A 15,764-nucleotide genomic window follows, 5' to 3' on the forward strand; every position below is an offset into this window, starting at 1 on the left:
CGAGGCGAGGAACGGGGCACGGGGGACGATGATCGACGCGTACGAGGATCCGGGCGAGCCCGATCGCCGCGGCGGGGGGCGGTATCTGTGGTGGCTGGTCGTGCGCCAGGCGCCGCGCTCCGTCCTCGGGGCGCTGATCTCCAGTGTGTGGATGGTGCTGCTGGCCGCGACCCCGTATCTGATGTCCCGTGCCGTGGACGACGGGCTGACGGCCGGTGACCAGGGCGCGCTGGCGGCGTGGACGGGCGCGCTGTTCGCGGTGGGGGCGTTCAACGCCTGGCTGAGCATCATGCGGCACCGCACGATGACCCGGGTGCGGATGGACGCCAACTTCCGCACGGTCAAGGTGCTCATCGGGCACGCGGTACGCCTGGGGGCCGCGCTGCCACGCCGGATCGGGGCCGGCGAGGTCGTCACGATCGGCGTGGGTGACGTGCAGACCATCAGCCAGTCCCTGACGGTCGTCGGCCCCGGGGTCGGGGCGGTCGTCGCCTATCTGGTGATCGCCGGGCTGCTGGTGTCGGTGTCGGTGCCGATCGCCGTGGTGGTGCTGCTCGGGATGCCGATGATCGGTGTGCTCGTCGGGCCGCTGCTGGGGCGGCTGCAGGGGACGGAGTCGGAGTACCGGGAGCGGCAGGGCGTGCTGACCGCACGGATCGCCGACCTGGCGGGCGGGCTGCGGGTCCTCAACGGCCTCGGCGGCAAGGGCCTGGTCGCCGACGCCTTCCACCGCGACTCGCAGCGGCTGCGGGCGCAGGGGTACCGGGTCGGGGCGGTGACCAGCTGGGTGCAGGCGCTCGGGGTGGGGCTGCCGACGCTGTTCCTGGCCGTGGTGACCTGGCTGGCGGCACGGCTGGCCGCCCAGGGTGACATCACCGTGGGCGAGCTGGTGTCGGTGTACGGCTATGTCGCGGTGCTGGTGGGGCCGGTGGCGTTCTTCATCGAGTGCGGCTACCAGCTCAGCCGCGGCGTGGTGGCGGCCCGGCGGGTCGTACGGTTCCTGCGGCTGGAGCCGATGGCGAACACGGGCACCCGGGACGCGCCGGCGGAGCCGGCCGCGCTGCACGACCCCGAGTCGGGGGTGCGGGTGCGGCCGGGCCGCCTCACCGCGCTGGCCGCCTCGCTGCCCGCCGACGCCGAGACGGTCGTCGACCGGCTCGGCCGGTATGTGCCGTCGACGGCGACCTGGGGCGGGGTCCCGCTCGACGAGATCGCGTTACCGCAGGTGCGGGAACGGATCCTGGTGGCGGACCACGAGGCGGATCTGTTCGCGGGCACGCTGCGCGAGCTGGTGGCCGCCGGTTCCACGGACCGCGACGAGGCGGCGATCACGCGGGCGGTGCACACGGCGGTCGCCGAGGACATCGTCCGCGGCCTGCCCGACGGACTCGACGCACCGGTCGACGCCCAGGGCCGCAGCCTCTCCGGCGGCCAACGCCAGCGCGTCCGCCTGGTCCGCGCCCTGCTGGCCGATCCCGAGGTGCTCCTGGCGGTGGAACCGACGTCCGCACTGGACGCCCACACGGAGGCGCAGGTCGCCGAACGTCTGCACACGGGGAGGCAGGGCCGTACGACGCTGGTGACGACGACGTCCCCGCTGGTCCTGGACCGGGCGGACACCGTCCACTTCCTGGTCGACGGCAAGGTGGCGGCGACAGGCACGCACCGGGAACTGCTGGGCACAGAGCCCGGATACCGAGCCCTGGTGGCCCGGGACGAAGACGCCGAGGAGCATGCCAGGTGACCCGAACCGGTAGCCGCACGGCCCTGCCCGTCGCCGAGCCGAAGGACGTACGCCGGGCCACGACCCGCCTGGTCCGGGCCGACGGCCGGGCCTTCACAGCCGTGCTCGCCCTGAACGCCCTCGCGGCGCTCGCCGGCCTGGCCGGCCCCTGGCTGGTGGGCCGCATCGTCGACGAGGTCGGACGCGGCGCGGGTGTCACGACCGTGGACGAGCTCGCCCTGGCCATCCTGCTGGCGGCGACGGCCCAGCTGCTGCTGGCCCGCTGGGCCCGTTACGTCGGACACCGCTTCGGCGAGCGCACCCTGGCCCGCGTCCGCGAGGAGTACGTGGACCGCACGCTCGCGCTGCCCGCCTCGGTCGTGGAACGGGCGGGCACCGGGGACCTGACGGCGCGCGGCACCGCCGACGTGTCCGCCGTGGGCACCACCCTGCGTGACGCCGGGCCCGAGCTGCTCATCAACTCCGTACAGGTCATGTTCCTGCTGGGCGCGGTCCTCGTGCTGGACCCCCTGCTAGGTGCCTGCGGGCTGCTCGGCCTTCTGGTTCTGTGGCCGGTGCTGCGCTGGTATCTGCGCCGTGCCCGCACCGGCTATCTCGCCGAGGGCGCGGCCACCTCGGACGTCGCGGAGATCCTCGCCGCCACCGCCTCCGGCGCCCGCACGGTGGAGGCGCTGCGGCTGGAGCGGCGGCGGGTGGCGGCGAGCCGGGACGCGCTGGAGACGGCCCGCCGGACCCGGCTGCACACGCTGTTCCTGCGCACGGTGTTCCTGCCGTCGGTCGAGATCGCCTATCTCGTCCCGGTGGCCGCGGTCCTGCTCGTCGGCGGGGCACTGCACGCACAGGGCACCATCAGCCTGGGCACGGTGGTGGCGGCGGCGCTGTATCTCCAGCAGATGGTCGGCCCGCTGGACGAGATCCTGATGCGGATCGAGCAACTCCAGAGCAGCGGCGCCTCGTTCGCCCGGGTGGAGGGCCTGGCCCGTGCCCCGCGGGCCACGGACACCGACGCACCGGCCCCCGGGGACGACCGTATCGACGTGACCGGCGTGCGCTACGCCTACGACCGCGGCGGCGAGGTCCTCAGCGGCGTCGACCTGACCGTGCGGCCGGGGGAGCGTCTCGCGATCGTCGGCCCGTCGGGCGCCGGCAAGACCACCCTGAGCAGGCTCCTCGCGGGCGTGGACGCGCCGACCGCCGGCTCGGTGACGGTCGGCGGCGTGCCGGTCGTCGCCCTCGGTCCGGAGCAGCTGCGCCGCCAGGTCGTCCTGGTCACCCAGGAACACCATGTCTTCCTCGGCACGGTCCGCGACAACCTGCGTATCGCGGAACCGTCCGCCGAGGACGAGGAGTTGTGGGCCGCCCTCACCGCGGTCGGCGCCGACGGCTGGGTCCGGCGGCTGCCCGCCGGCCTGGACACCGCGCTGGGCGACGGGGGCTGCCGTACGGACGGGTCGCAGGCCCAGCAGCTCGCCCTCGCCCGTGTCGTGCTGGCCGACCCGCACACCCTGATCCTCGACGAGGCGACGGCGCTGCTCGACCCGACGACCGCCCGGCACACCGAGCGCGCGCTCGCGGCCGTACTGGAGGGACGTACCGTCATCGCCATCGCGCACCGGCTGCACACCGCGCACGACGCCGACCGGGTGGCCGTGATGGAGAGCGGCCGGCTCACCGAGCTCGGTACGCACGACGAGCTGGTCGCGGCGGGTGGGGCCTACGCGGCGCTGTGGCGCTCCTGGCACGGGGAGCGGCCCGCCTGAGCAGGGGATCTATGCTCGATGGAGTAGGAGATCGCTGAACCGCCGAAGAACGCCACAGCAGAAAGCCGCAGTCCATTGAACTTCTGGTCGCTCTACCAGCACGGCTTCGCCCGGGTGGCCGCGTGCACCGGCCACACCGTCATCGCCGACCCGCACGCCAACGCCGAGGCGGTTCTGTGGCAGGCACGCGCGTGCGCCCGGGAGGGGGTCGCGGTGGCCGTCTTCCCGGAGCTGGGCCTGACCGGGTACTCGATCGAGGACCTGCTGCTCCAGGACACGGTGCTCGACGAGGTCGAACAGGCGCTCGCCACGGTGGTGGCCGGGTCGGCAGACCTGCTTCCGGTACTGGTCGTGGGCGCCCCGCTGCGCCACCGCCACCGGATCTACAACTGCGCGGTGATCGTGCACCGCGGCCGGATCCTCGGCGTGGCGCCGAAGTCGTACCCGCCGAACTACCGCGAGTTCTACGAGAAGCGGCAGATCGCGTCCGGTGACGACGAGCGCGGCGGCACGATCCGGGTCGGCGGCGCGGAGGTCCCGTTCGGTGTGGACCTGCTCTTCGAGGCGGAGGACGTCGAGGGCCTGGTGCTGCACGCGGAGATCTGCGAGGACATGTGGGTGCCGGTGCCGCCGAGCGCGGAGGCGGCGCTGGCCGGCGCGACGGTGCTCGCCAACCTCTCGGGCAGCCCGATCACGGTCGGCCGGGCCGAGGACCGGCGGCTGCTGTGCCGCTCGGCGTCCTCGCGCTGTCTGGCGGCGTACGTGTACTCGGCGGCCGGGCTGGGCGAGTCGACCACGGACCTGTCGTGGGACGGCCAGACCATGGTCTACGAGAACGGCGTCCTGCTCGCCGAGACGGACCGCTTCGCGGCCGAGGACCAGTTCGCGGTGGCCGACGTCGACCTGGATCTGCTGCGGCAGGAGCGGCTCCGGATGGGCACGTTCGACGACAACCGCCGCACCCACGCCGGGCGCACCGGCGACTTCCGGCGGGTGTCGTTCCGGCTCGACGCGCCGACGGCCGATCTGGGGCTGAGGCGCCGGGTCGAGCGCTTTCCGTTCGTGCCGGCCGACGCCGACCGGCTGGCCCTGGACTGCTACGAGGCGTACAACATCCAGGTCGCGGGGCTTCAGCAGCGGCTGGGCGCGATCGGCGGCCCGAAGGTGGTCATCGGGGTGTCCGGCGGTCTGGACTCCACGCACGCGCTGATCGTCGCGGCCCGGGCGATGGACCGGGCGGGGCGTCCGCGCAGCGACATCCTGGCGTTCACGCTGCCGGGCTTCGCCACCAGCGACCACACCAAGGACAACGCCCACAAGCTGATGAACTCGCTCGGTGTGACCGCGGCCGAGCTGGACATCACGCCGACCGCGCGGCTGATGCTGCAGGAGATGGGCCACCCGTTCGCGTCCGGCGAGCCGGTGTACGACGTCACCTTCGAGAACGTGCAGGCGGGCCTGCGCACCGACTACCTGTTCCGCCTGGCCAACCAGCGCGGCGGCATCGTGCTCGGCACCGGCGATCTGTCGGAGCTGGCGCTCGGCTGGTCGACGTACGGCGTGGGCGACCAGATGAGCCACTACAACGTCAACGGCGGGGTGCCGAAGACGCTGATCCAGCACCTGATCCGCTGGGTCATCACCAGCGGGCAGTTCGACGAGGAGACCGGGGCCACGCTGGCCGCGATCCTCGACACGGAGATCAGCCCGGAGCTGGTGCCGGGCGAGGAGATGCAGTCCACCGAGTCGAAGATCGGCCCGTACGCGCTGCACGACTTCACGCTTTTCCACGTTCTGCGGTACGGCTTCCGGCCGTCGAAGATCGCCTTCCTGGCCTGGCACGCCTGGCACGACGCGGACGCCGGTGCCTGGCCGCCGGGCTTCCCCGAGGCCAAGCGGGGGGCGTACGACCTGGCGGAGATCCGGCGCTGGCTGGAGGTGTTCTGCCGTCGCTTCTTCGCGTTCGCACAGTTCAAGCGGTCCGCCATGCCGAACGGTCCGAAGGTCTCGGCCGGCGGTTCGCTCTCCCCGCGCGGCGACTGGCGGGCGCCGTCCGACGGCAATGCGGCGGCCTGGCTGCGGGATCTCGCCCGCATCGACGAGGCGGCCGTCGGCGACTAGCCGGGCGGTGGGTCCACGCTTCGTGGGCCCACCTTCCGGGCCCTCGGTGTTCCGGTCCGTATAGCGAACATGAACTCCCGGACAACGAACGATTTCCGGCCAAGTTTCTGACGCGCCCCTGACAGAAAGCGCGGTCAGCTGGCACTCTTCCCACGGCCGCGTCACAGCAACCCCACACCACCGTCACACGACGGTGCACGCGGCCGAACTCCGCACGCGCACGTCGTTCTGCGTACCACCTGCACTGCCCGGACGGCCCACCCGCCGACCGGTCTCCCCTGGCCGCGTGATCCGTGGCCGCGCAGAAGGAGTCAGTGTTGAGAGAGAGTTCCTCCCACAGACGCACCCCCCACAGGACGCACCGCCGGGCCGCCGCGGTGGCCCTCGTCGGCGTGTCCGCCCTGATCGCCGCCGCCGTCCAGACGGGCGCCGCCACCGCGGCCCCCGAGAAGGCACCGTCGGCCGCGGGCAAGGTCCTGCCGGGCGCCGAGTCCGTCAAGCTCTCCCCCGCCCAGCGCGCCGAGCTGATCCGCGAGGCCAACGCCACCAAGGCGGACACCGCCGAGGACCTGGGCCTGGGCGCCAAGGAGAAGCTGGTCGTCCGTGACGTCGTCAAGGACGGCAACGGCACGGTCCACACCCGCTACGAGCGCACCTACGACGGTCTGCCCGTCCTCGGCGGCGACCTGGTCGTCGAGACCACCAAGTCCGGTGCGACCAAGGACGTCGTCAAGGCGACCCGCGCCGCCATCAAGCCGGCCACCACCAAGGCCGCCGTACCCGCGGCCGAGGCGAAGTCGCAGGCACTGGCCGCGGCCAAGGCGGACAAGGTCAAGAGCCTCGACGTCGACAAGGCGCCCCGCAAGGTGATCTGGGCGGCGAGCGGCAAGCCGACCCTCGCCTACGAGACGGTCGTCGGCGGCCTCCAGGCGGACGGCACCCCGAACGAGCTGCACGTCGTCACCGACGCGGCCACCGGCGCGAAGCTCTACGAGTACCAGGGCATCGAGAACGGCACCGGCAACACGATGTACAGCGGCACGGTGACGCTGGGCACCACGCAGTCGGGGTCGACGTACAACCTCACCGACGGAGCGCGCGGCAACCACAAGACGTACAACCTCAACCGCGGCACCTCCGGCACGGGCACGCTGTTCTCGGGCCCCGACGACGTGTGGGGCAACGGCAACCCGTCCAACGCGGAGACGGCGGGCGCGGACGCGCACTACGGTGCGGCGCTGACGTGGGACTACTACAAGAACGTGCACGGCCGTTCGGGCATCCGGGGCGACGGCGTCGGCGCCTACTCCCGCGTCCACTACGGCAACAACTACGTCAACGCGTTCTGGTCCGACAGCTGCTTCTGCATGACGTACGGCGACGGCTCGGGCAACACCCACCCGCTGACGTCGATCGACGTCGCCGCCCACGAGATGACCCACGGCGTCACCTCCAACACCGCCGGCCTCATCTACAGCGGCGAGTCGGGCGGCCTGAACGAGGCCACCTCCGACATCTTCGCCGCGACCGTCGAGTTCTACGGCAACAACGCCAACGACCCCGGCGACTACCTCGTCGGCGAGAAGATCGACATCAACGGCGACGGCACGCCGCTGCGTTACATGGACAAGCCGAGCAAGGACGGCGCGTCCAAGGACGCCTGGTACTCGGGCATCGGCTCGATCGACGTGCACTACTCGTCCGGCCCGGCGAACCACTTCTTCTACCTGCTGAGCGAGGGCAGCGGCACCAAGGTCATCAACGGTGTCACCTACAACTCGCCCACCTCGGACGGCCTTCCGGTCACCGGCATCGGCCGCGACAAGGCGGAGAAGATCTGGTTCCGCGCGCTGACCACCAAGTTCACCTCGAACACCAACTACGCCGCCGCCCGCACCGGCACCCTCGCGGCGACCGGTGAGCTGTACGGCACCACGAGCGCCGAGTACAAGGCGGTGCAGGACGCCTGGGCGGGCGTCAACGTGGGCACGCGGTCCGACGGCGGCGGGGGCGGCACGTCCTTCGAGAACACCGCCGACGTGTCGATCCCGGACCGGGGCGCGGCGGTCACCTCGTCGATCACCGTCTCGGGCCGGACGGGCAACGCGCCGGCCAACCTCCAGGTCGCCGTGGACATCGTCCACACCTACATCGGTGACCTCAAGGTGGATCTCCTCGCCCCCGACGGCACGGCGTACACGCTGAAGGGCTACGGCACCGGCGGAAGCTCGAACGACATCAAGACGACGTACACGGTGAACGCCTCCTCCGAGGTCGCCAACGGCGTCTGGAAGCTGCGGGTGCAGGACAACGCGGCCATCGACACCGGCTACATCAACAGCTGGAAGCTCACCTTCCCGTAGGCCGGCTGACGGTCCACCTCTGACAGGGCGTCGTCTCGGCGGGTTCAACTCCCGCCGGGACGACGCCCGTTCATGTGTCCGGCCCGCTCACCGGGTCGGTCAAGTTTTGACCAACATCACCGGCACCCTCCTGACATGTACGCGTCCCAGGTGTCACTCTCCTTGCACCTGCCGCACAAGCACCACTGCACTTCCCCCACAAAGGAGCTCGTGTGACCCCCCTCTACGCGCGTCGTAGGCGCACCACTTCGGCCATAGCCACCGCGGTGGCGGCCGGAGCCCTGCTCACCACCGGTCTGACCGCCGGTAGTTCCGCCGCCGAGGCCCCGGCGAAGAGCGACAGAACGGCGACCCCCCTCGCCGCCCCGGTCGCGCTCGCCCCCACGGCCCGTACCGCCCTCATCAAGGACCAGCAGGCCGAGGCCGCCCGGACCGCCGACGCGATCGGCCTCGGCCCCCAGGAGAAGCTGGTCGTCAAGGACGTCGTCAAGGACGCCGACGGCTCGGTCCACACGCGCTATGAGCGCACCTACGCAGGCCTACCCGTCCTCGGCGGCGACCTAGTCGTCCACGAGTCCGCGTCCGGCGCGAACAAGGGCGTCACCAAGGCGACGAAGGCCACCATCGAGGTCGCCTCGCTCAAGCCGGCCATCGCGGCGGACAAGGCCCAGGGCCAGGCCGTGCGGCTGGCCAAGGCGGCCGGCTCGGAGAAGGCCGAGCCGGACAAGGCGCCCCGCAAGGTGATCTGGGCCGCGAACGGCAAGCCGACCCTCGCCTACGAGACGGTCGTCGGCGGCCTCCAGGACGACGGCACCCCGAACGAACTGCACGTCGTCACCGACGCGGCCACCGGCAAGAAGCTCTACGAGTACCAGGGCATCGAGACCGGCAGCGGCAAGAGCCTGTACTCGGGCCCGGTCACCCTCGGCACGACCAAGTCGGGCTCGAAGTACCAGCTCCACGACACCACGCGCGGCGGCCACAAGACGTACAACAAGGCCCGCGGCACCAGCTCCTCCGCCGGCACGCTCTTCACCGACGCCGACGACGCCTGGGGCACCGGCACCGCCTCCAGCTCCGCCACCGACCAGACCGCCGCCGTCGACGCGGCCTACGGCGCGCAGGAGACCTGGGACTTCTACAAGAAGACCTTCGGCCGCAGCGGCATCAAGAACGACGGCAAGGCCGCCTACTCGCGCGTCCACTACGGCAACGCGTACGTCAACGCGTTCTGGGACGACAGCTGCTTCTGCATGACGTACGGCGACGGCGAGGGCAACACCAACCCCCTCACCTCCCTGGACGTGGCCGGTCACGAGATGACCCACGGCGTCACCTCCAACACCGCCGGCCTCGTCTACAGCGGTGAGTCGGGCGGCCTGAACGAGGCTACCTCCGACATATTCGGCACGGCGGTCGAGTTCTACGCGAACAACTCCAAGGACCCCGGCGACTACCTCGTCGGCGAGAAGATCGACATCAACGGCGACGGCACACCGCTGCGCTACATGGACAAGCCCAGCAAGGACGGCTCCTCGGCCGACAACTGGTCGTCCTCGCTCGGCGGCATGGACGTCCACCACTCCTCCGGCCCCGCGAACCACTTCTTCTACCTCCTGTCGGAGGGCAGCGGCGCCAAGACGATCAACGGGGTCCGCTACGACTCCCCCACCTCCAACGGCTCGACGGTCACCGGCATCGGCCGCGCCAAGGCCGCCGCGATCTGGTACAAGGCCCTGACCGAGTACATGACGTCGACGACCGACTACAAGGCCGCCCGCACGGCGACCCTGAAGGCGGCGTCCGCCCTGTACGGCTCCACCGGGACGGAGTACAAGACGGTGGCGGCGGCCTGGTCGGCGGTCAACGTCGCCTGACGCACATCCGGTCACAGGGCGGCACCCGGGAGGAAGTCACCCCCGGGTGCCGCCCTACTCTTGTGACCCATGTCTTTGGGGCCCTTCACGTACGACGACGTAGGCGCGACCCGGGAGAACGGCTTCTGCCCACCCGGCTTCCACCCCCTGCACGTGCGCACCCGCATAGGCGAGGGCGAGGACGTCTTCCGCAGAGCGGCCGATGCGGTCATGACCTGGGAGATGCACCGCGCGATGGGTGTCGGCATAACCGCCACGTCCGACCGCGCGGCCCCCGACGTCGACGTCACGGTCACCCTGGCGGGCCTCATCGAGGCCCCCTGCCGCGTGGTCTGGACGATCGAGGAACCCCGCCGCACCGGCTGGGCCTACGGCACCCTTGCCGGCCATCCCGAATGCGGCGAGGAGTCCTTCATCGTGGACCGCACGGGAGACGGCACGGTATGGCTGACGGTCAACGCCTTCAGCCGAGGCGCAAAGTGGTACACCCGGGCCGGGGGGCCGGCTACTCGGGGGGTGCAGCATGCTTATGCGCGGCGGTGCGGGTTGGTGTTGCGGCGGTTGTGTGCGGAGCGGGAGGCGGGCTGAAAGTCCGGTCAGACGCGAAGTCGCGGATTGCCGGTCTTCATAGCGCCCTCAATCGCTCTCTCGAGCGTAAGAAACACGCTCCCATTCATAGCCGTGCCACAACGCGCCAGTGGCAAGGTTTCTCTCCCCTGCCACTGGTCACGCGCAGTTTCCTCAGAGCGGCGGGGTAATTACCGCATCAACACCCCCGCCCCCTCCCCCGCCCCCTCCGAGGGCACTGCCACCAGTCCCAGCTCTGCGTTCGAGGCCAGGAGGCGGTGGGACGGGAGGATGCGGATGGTGTAGCCGTAGGGGCCTGTGCGGTCCAGGGCGAGGGGGCCCTCGTAGAGCCAGCGGCCCTCGACGTCGGGGCTGCCGACCGGTTTCAGCGGGACCGTCGCCGCGTCCGCGATGCGGTCCTCGGCGTCGACGCGGCCCGAGACCGCCTGGACCTCCACGTCGTCGGGGGCGAGGTCGCCGAGGCCCACCCGCACGCGGAGGCTGAGCGTGGAGCCGAGTTCCGCGGTCGGGGTGGCCGACGTCGTCTCCACGTGGTCGACCGTGACGCCGTGCCAGGCGGAGCGCACCCGCTCCTTCCAGTCGGCGAGTTCGCGCGCCGTGTCCGGGGTCATCGCGCGGTGGGCGTGGGCGGCCGGCGTGTAGAGGCGCTCCACGTACTCGCGGACCATGCGGCCGGCCAGGACCTTGGGGCCGAGGAGTGTCAGGGTCTGGCGGACCATCTCGATCCAGCGGTCGGGCAGGCCGTCCTGGCCCCGTTCGTAGAAGCGGGGCGTGATGCGCTGCTCCAGGAGGTCGTAGAGCGCCGCGGCCTCCACGGCGTCCCGGTGGTCCGGGTCGGTGCCGGTGCCGTCCGCCGTGGGGATGGCCCAGCCGAAGTCCGGCTGGAACCACTCGTCCCACCAGCCGTCCAGGACGGAGAGGTTGAGGCAGCCGTTCAGGGCCGCCTTCATGCCCGAGGTGCCGCACGCCTCCAGCGGCCGGAGCGGGTTGTTCAGCCAGATGTCGCAGCCGGGGTACAGCTTCTGCGCCATCGCCATGCCGTAGTCGGGGAGGAAGACGATGCGGTGGCGCACCCGCGGGTCGTCCGCGAACCGCACCAGTTCCTGGACCAGGCGTTTGCCGCCGTCGTCCGCCGGGTGCGCCTTGCCCGCCACCACGATCTGGATCGGCCGCTCGGGGTGCAGCAGCAGGTCCATCAGCCGGTCACGGTCGCGGAGCATGAGGGTGAGGCGTTTGTACGACGGAACGCGGCGCGCGAATCCGATCGTCAGGACGTCCGGGTCGAGGACGTCGTCGATCCAGCCCAGCTCCGCCGTCCCCGCGCCGCGTTGCCGCCAGGACGCGCGCAGCCGGTCCCGCACCTCCAGCACCAGCTGCTCGCGCAGACCCCGGCGCAGCTCCCAGATGTCCTGGTCGGGGATGTCCCCGACGGAGTCCCAGCGGTCCGAGCCGCCGACGGTCATCGCATCCTCGGTGCGCTGCACGCCGATCTGGCGGGTGCCGAGGCGGAAGACTTCGGGAGCGACCCAGGTCGGGGCGTGGACGCCGTTGGTGACGGAGGTGATCGGGACCTCGTCGGGGTCGAATCCCGGCCACAGGCCCGAGAACATCTCGCGGCTGACGTTGCCGTGCAGCAGCGACACGCCGTTCGCCCGCTGGGCCAGGCGCAGGCCCATCACGGCCATGTTGAAGAGGTTGGGTTCGCCGCCGGGGTAGGTCTCCATGCCGAGCCGGAGGATGCGCTCGACGTCGATCGTCGGCAGTTCGGCGGCGGGGCCGAAGTGGTGGGCGACCAGCTCGCGGTCGAAGCGGTCGATGCCGGCCGGGACGGGGGTATGGGTGGTGAAGACGGTGCCGGCGCGGACGGCCTCCAGGGCGGGGTCGAAGTCCAGCCCCTCGGCGCAGAGTTCGGCGATGCGTTCCAGGCCGAGGAAGCCGGCGTGGCCCTCGTTGGTGTGGAACACCTCGGGGCCGGGGTGGCCGGTCAGACGACAGTACGTCCGGACCGCCCGCACACCTCCTATGCCCAGCAGCATCTCCTGGAGCAGCCGGTGCTCGCTGCCGCCGCCGTAGAGCCGGTCGGTCACACCGCGTTCGCCGAGGTCGTTCTCCTCGACGTCGGAGTCGAGCAGCAGCAGCGGCACCCGGCCGACCTGGGCCAGCCAGATCCGGGCGTGCAGTGACCTGCCGCCGGGCAGTGCGAGCAGCACCTGGGCGGGGGTGCCGTCGGTTTCCTTCAGGAGCGCGAGCGGCAGTTCGTTGGGGTCCAGGACCGGATAGTGCTCCTGCTGCCAGCCGTCCCGGGACAGGGTCTGCCGGAAGTAGCCGTGCCGGTACAGCAGCCCGACCCCGATGAGAGGGACGCCGAGGTCGCTGGCCGCCTTGAGGTGGTCGCCGGCGAGGATGCCGAGGCCGCCGGAGTACTGCGGGAGGGCGGCCGTGATGCCGAACTCGGGGGAGAAGTAGGCGATGGCGGCGGGGAGTTCGGCGGAGTGGGTCTGGTACCAGCGCTCGCCGGTGACGTAATCGCCCAGGTCGCCGGCGACGGCGGCCAGCCGGTCCCGGAAGGGGCGGTCCTCGGCCAGCTCGGCGAGCCGCCCCGGCGGCACACTCCCCAGCAGCCTTACGGGGTCGTTGCCCGAGGCGGCCCAGCGCTCGGGGTCGACGGACCGGAACAGATCGCGGGTCTCCGCGTGCCAGGACCAGCGCAGATTGCGCGCCAGATCGCTGAGGGGCCGGAGGGGTTCGGGGAGGACAGGACGGACGGTGAATCGACGGATCGCCTTCACGGTTCCACCTCGGCGCTTCGCTGGATGACGCACGACAGTGTGCGTCGTCGTGGTTCATGACGGTACCGGCGCTTGTGTCACCTTTGCTGGGAGCTCTGCTCCCAGTCTCCCGTTTGGCCTGATCCGCGTCGTCCGCCCACGCCGGACGGCCGATATCGCTCGCCTCCGTCCGAAAGCCGCCGCAACCTTTACAGAAACCCCTTGCCAGATATGGCCGGTTCCACCCCCATGGGCGTTCTTGTGGCGACTTCGCGGGGCGCGGGAGGCTGACTGATGGCGCACCGGCCCGGCCGGCGCACCCGGCGTTCGCGGGGTCGTCGTTGCGCCGAGTCGAGGAGGGGAACGCACCACCATGGCACGGACGCGAACGCGGCGTCTGCGCCGGGCGGGTGGGCTGGCCGCGGTGACCTGTGTCGCCGCGCTCTCGGCCACCACGCTGCCCGCGCACGCCGCACCGGAGGGGCAGATACGCGGCGCCGGAGGTCCCGGCTCCGTCAGCGGCAGTTACGTGGTGACACTCGAGGGAGGGACGAAGGCTCCGTCGGCGGCCGGAAAGAGCCTGGCCGAGAAATACGGGGTGAAAATAAGCCATACTTACGGCACCGTCCTCAACGGCTACGCCATCCGCGCCGACGAGAGACAGGCCAGGCTCCTCGCCGCCGACCCCCGGGTCGCCTCCGTCGTGCAGGACACCCGGGTGACCCTGGACCGCACGCAGCGCAACCCGCCGTCCTGGGGGCTCGACCGCGTCGACCAGCCGAACCGCCCGCTGGACAAGCGCTACACCTGGCCGCGATCCGCGGGCGCCGGCGTGACCGTGTACGTGATCGACACCGGCATCCGCATCTCGCACAAGGACTTCGGGGGCCGGGCGAGTCACGGCTGGGACTTCGTGGACGACGACCGGACCGCGAGCGACGGCAACGGCCACGGCACCCATGTCGCCGGCACGGTCGCGGGCGGACGGTACGGCGTCGCGAAGAAGGCCGAGGTGGTCTCCGTACGGGTGCTCGACGACGCCGGTGGCGGCAGCACGGCCCAGGTCATCGCGGGGATCGACTGGGTGACCAGGCACGCGAGGAAGCCGGCGGTCGCCAACGTCAGCCTCGGCGGCCCCCGCAGCGAACAGCTGGACGCGGCCGTCCGCACCTCCATCGCGTCCGGCGTCACCTACACGGTCGCGGCGGGCAACGACGGGCTGCCGGCCGGCCTGTTCTCCCCCGCCGGGGTGAAGGAGGCCGTGACCGTCGGCGCCACCGGCCGCGGCGACGCGCGGGCCGGCTTCTCCAACTTCGGTTCGTCCCTGGACCTGTTCGCCCCCGGCGTCTCCATCACCTCGGCGTCGTACGCAACTGACTCCGGCAAGGCGACCTATTCGGGTACGTCGATGGCGTCACCGCATGTGGCGGGCGCGGCGGCGCTGTATCTGGCCGACCGTCCCCGGGCCCGGCCCGCACGGGTGGCCAAGGCGCTGACGGCCGGGGCGGCAGCCGGGAAGGTGTCCGGACGGGGGGTCGGATCGCCGGACAAACTGCTTCAAGTACCGGGCAATTGACGGCCAGTTGTCGACGAGATGCCATCACCGGTCCCGTTCTTCCCGAACGGGGCCGGTCTTGTGTGTAGACATACGCGTGAGTAGTTAACAAAGTGCCGGATTGCGTACCCGAACAGGGTGGGAAGGCTCCTCCGGTACACCCCACCCGTGCGCCCCCGGGCGCACTCGTGGAAGCACCCAGCAGGACCCACCTCCCCACAGCACTCCGCCCATCAACGTTGACGCGGACAGGAGCGGTCATGCCCGCCAAGCACCACCAGTCGTCACCCCCGACGCGCAAGTCCGACGCACCCCCCGTCCCCCGTGCCGTCCCCGCCGACCCCGGACCACCGCCTGCCGCGGAGCGACCCTTCGCGCGCGACAGGGCCGACGGCGTCGGGCGTATACCCGTGCTCGATGTGCGGCCGATGGTCCAGCAGGGCCGCAGGCCGGCCAAGGCCGTCACCGGAGAGTCCTTCGAGGTTTCGGCCATTGTGTTCCGCGAGGGCCATGACGCCGTGGCCGCCAATGTCGTACTGACCGACCCGGACGGCCGTGCGGGTCCCTGGACCCCGATGCGGGAACTGGCCCCGGGCACCGACCGCTGGGGCGCCACCGTCACCGCCGGCGAACCCGGCCGCTGGACCTACCGGGTGGAGGGCTGGGGCGATCCGGTCGCGACCTGGCGGCATCATGCGGAGATCAAGATCCCGGCCGGGATGGACACCGAGCTGGTCCTGGAGGAGGGCGCACGGCTGTACGAGCGCGCGGCCACCGAAGTACCGGAGGGCGAGGGCCGAAGGGAGGTGATTCTCAAGGCCGTCGAGGCGCTGCGGGACGAGGACCGGCCGGCCGCGTGGCGGCTTGCGGCGGCGCTGACGCCGGAGGTGGAGGGGGTGCTGGGCCGGTATCCGTTGCGGGATCTGGTGACGTCGTCGGATCCGCTGCCGCTGCTGGTGGAACGCGAACGCGCCCTGTACGGCTCCTG

At 71.5% G+C, this 15,764-nt stretch carries 9 protein-coding genes; 8 read left to right on the forward strand and 1 reads right to left on the reverse strand.

The features are described 5' to 3' along the window. Nucleotides 1-28: 28 nt before the first annotated feature. The 6 genes from ACHBTE_RS33855 to ACHBTE_RS33880 all read left to right on the forward strand — a co-directional run bounded on the left by ACHBTE_RS33855 (nt 29) and on the right by ACHBTE_RS33880 (nt 10,453). Nucleotides 29-1,744, forward strand: coding sequence for an ABC transporter ATP-binding protein (locus ACHBTE_RS33855; RefSeq protein WP_394729237.1), 1,716 nt, complete (start codon nt 29-31; stop codon nt 1,742-1,744). After that, nucleotides 1,741-3,504, forward strand: a complete 1,764-nt coding sequence (locus tag ACHBTE_RS33860; RefSeq protein ID WP_394729240.1) for an ABC transporter ATP-binding protein — start codon at nt 1,741-1,743, stop codon at nt 3,502-3,504. Before ACHBTE_RS33855 ends, ACHBTE_RS33860 begins: the two co-directional genes overlap by 4 nt. A gap of 75 nt (nt 3,505-3,579) precedes the next feature. Further along, entirely contained in the window at nt 3,580-5,625 is a 2,046-nt protein-coding gene (locus tag ACHBTE_RS33865; RefSeq protein ID WP_394729242.1) for an NAD(+) synthase, read from the forward strand. Between the two features lie 317 nt (nt 5,626-5,942). After that, nucleotides 5,943-7,988 (forward strand): M4 family metallopeptidase, encoded by a 2,046-nt coding sequence (locus tag ACHBTE_RS33870; protein WP_394729244.1) that lies wholly within the window; start codon nt 5,943-5,945, stop codon nt 7,986-7,988. A 212-nt stretch (nt 7,989-8,200) separates the two neighbouring features. Then, on the forward strand, nt 8,201-9,865 hold the full coding sequence (locus ACHBTE_RS33875) for a M4 family metallopeptidase (protein ID WP_394729246.1): 1,665 nt from the start codon (nt 8,201-8,203) through the stop codon (nt 9,863-9,865). Between the two features lie 69 nt (nt 9,866-9,934). Beyond that, a complete protein-coding gene (locus ACHBTE_RS33880) occupies nt 9,935-10,453 on the forward strand; it encodes a DUF1990 family protein (RefSeq protein WP_394729248.1) in 519 nt (172 codons plus the stop codon). 170 nt (nt 10,454-10,623) lie between these two features. Here the strand turns inward: ACHBTE_RS33880 and ACHBTE_RS33885 are convergent, their stop codons facing one another. Then, on the reverse strand, nt 10,624-13,242 hold the full coding sequence (locus ACHBTE_RS33885) for a glycosyltransferase family 1 protein (RefSeq protein WP_394729250.1): 2,619 nt from the start codon (nt 13,240-13,242) through the stop codon (nt 10,624-10,626). A 352-nt stretch (nt 13,243-13,594) separates the two neighbouring features. Between ACHBTE_RS33885 and ACHBTE_RS33890 the strand changes: the two genes are divergently transcribed. Both ACHBTE_RS33890 and ACHBTE_RS33895 read left to right on the forward strand, forming a co-directional pair. Further along, nucleotides 13,595-14,797 carry a S8 family peptidase gene (locus ACHBTE_RS33890; protein WP_394729252.1) on the forward strand — a complete coding sequence of 401 codons (1,203 nt, stop codon included), beginning with the start codon at nt 13,595-13,597 and terminating at the stop codon, nt 14,795-14,797. A 239-nt stretch (nt 14,798-15,036) separates the two neighbouring features. Beyond that, the coding region (locus ACHBTE_RS33895) for a maltotransferase domain-containing protein (protein ID WP_394729254.1) at nt 15,037-15,764 on the forward strand (728 nt) is incomplete at its 3' end.

It is taken from the genome of Streptomyces sp. M41, from assembly GCF_043673425.1.
GTDB lineage: Bacteria > Actinomycetota > Actinomycetes > Streptomycetales > Streptomycetaceae > Streptomyces.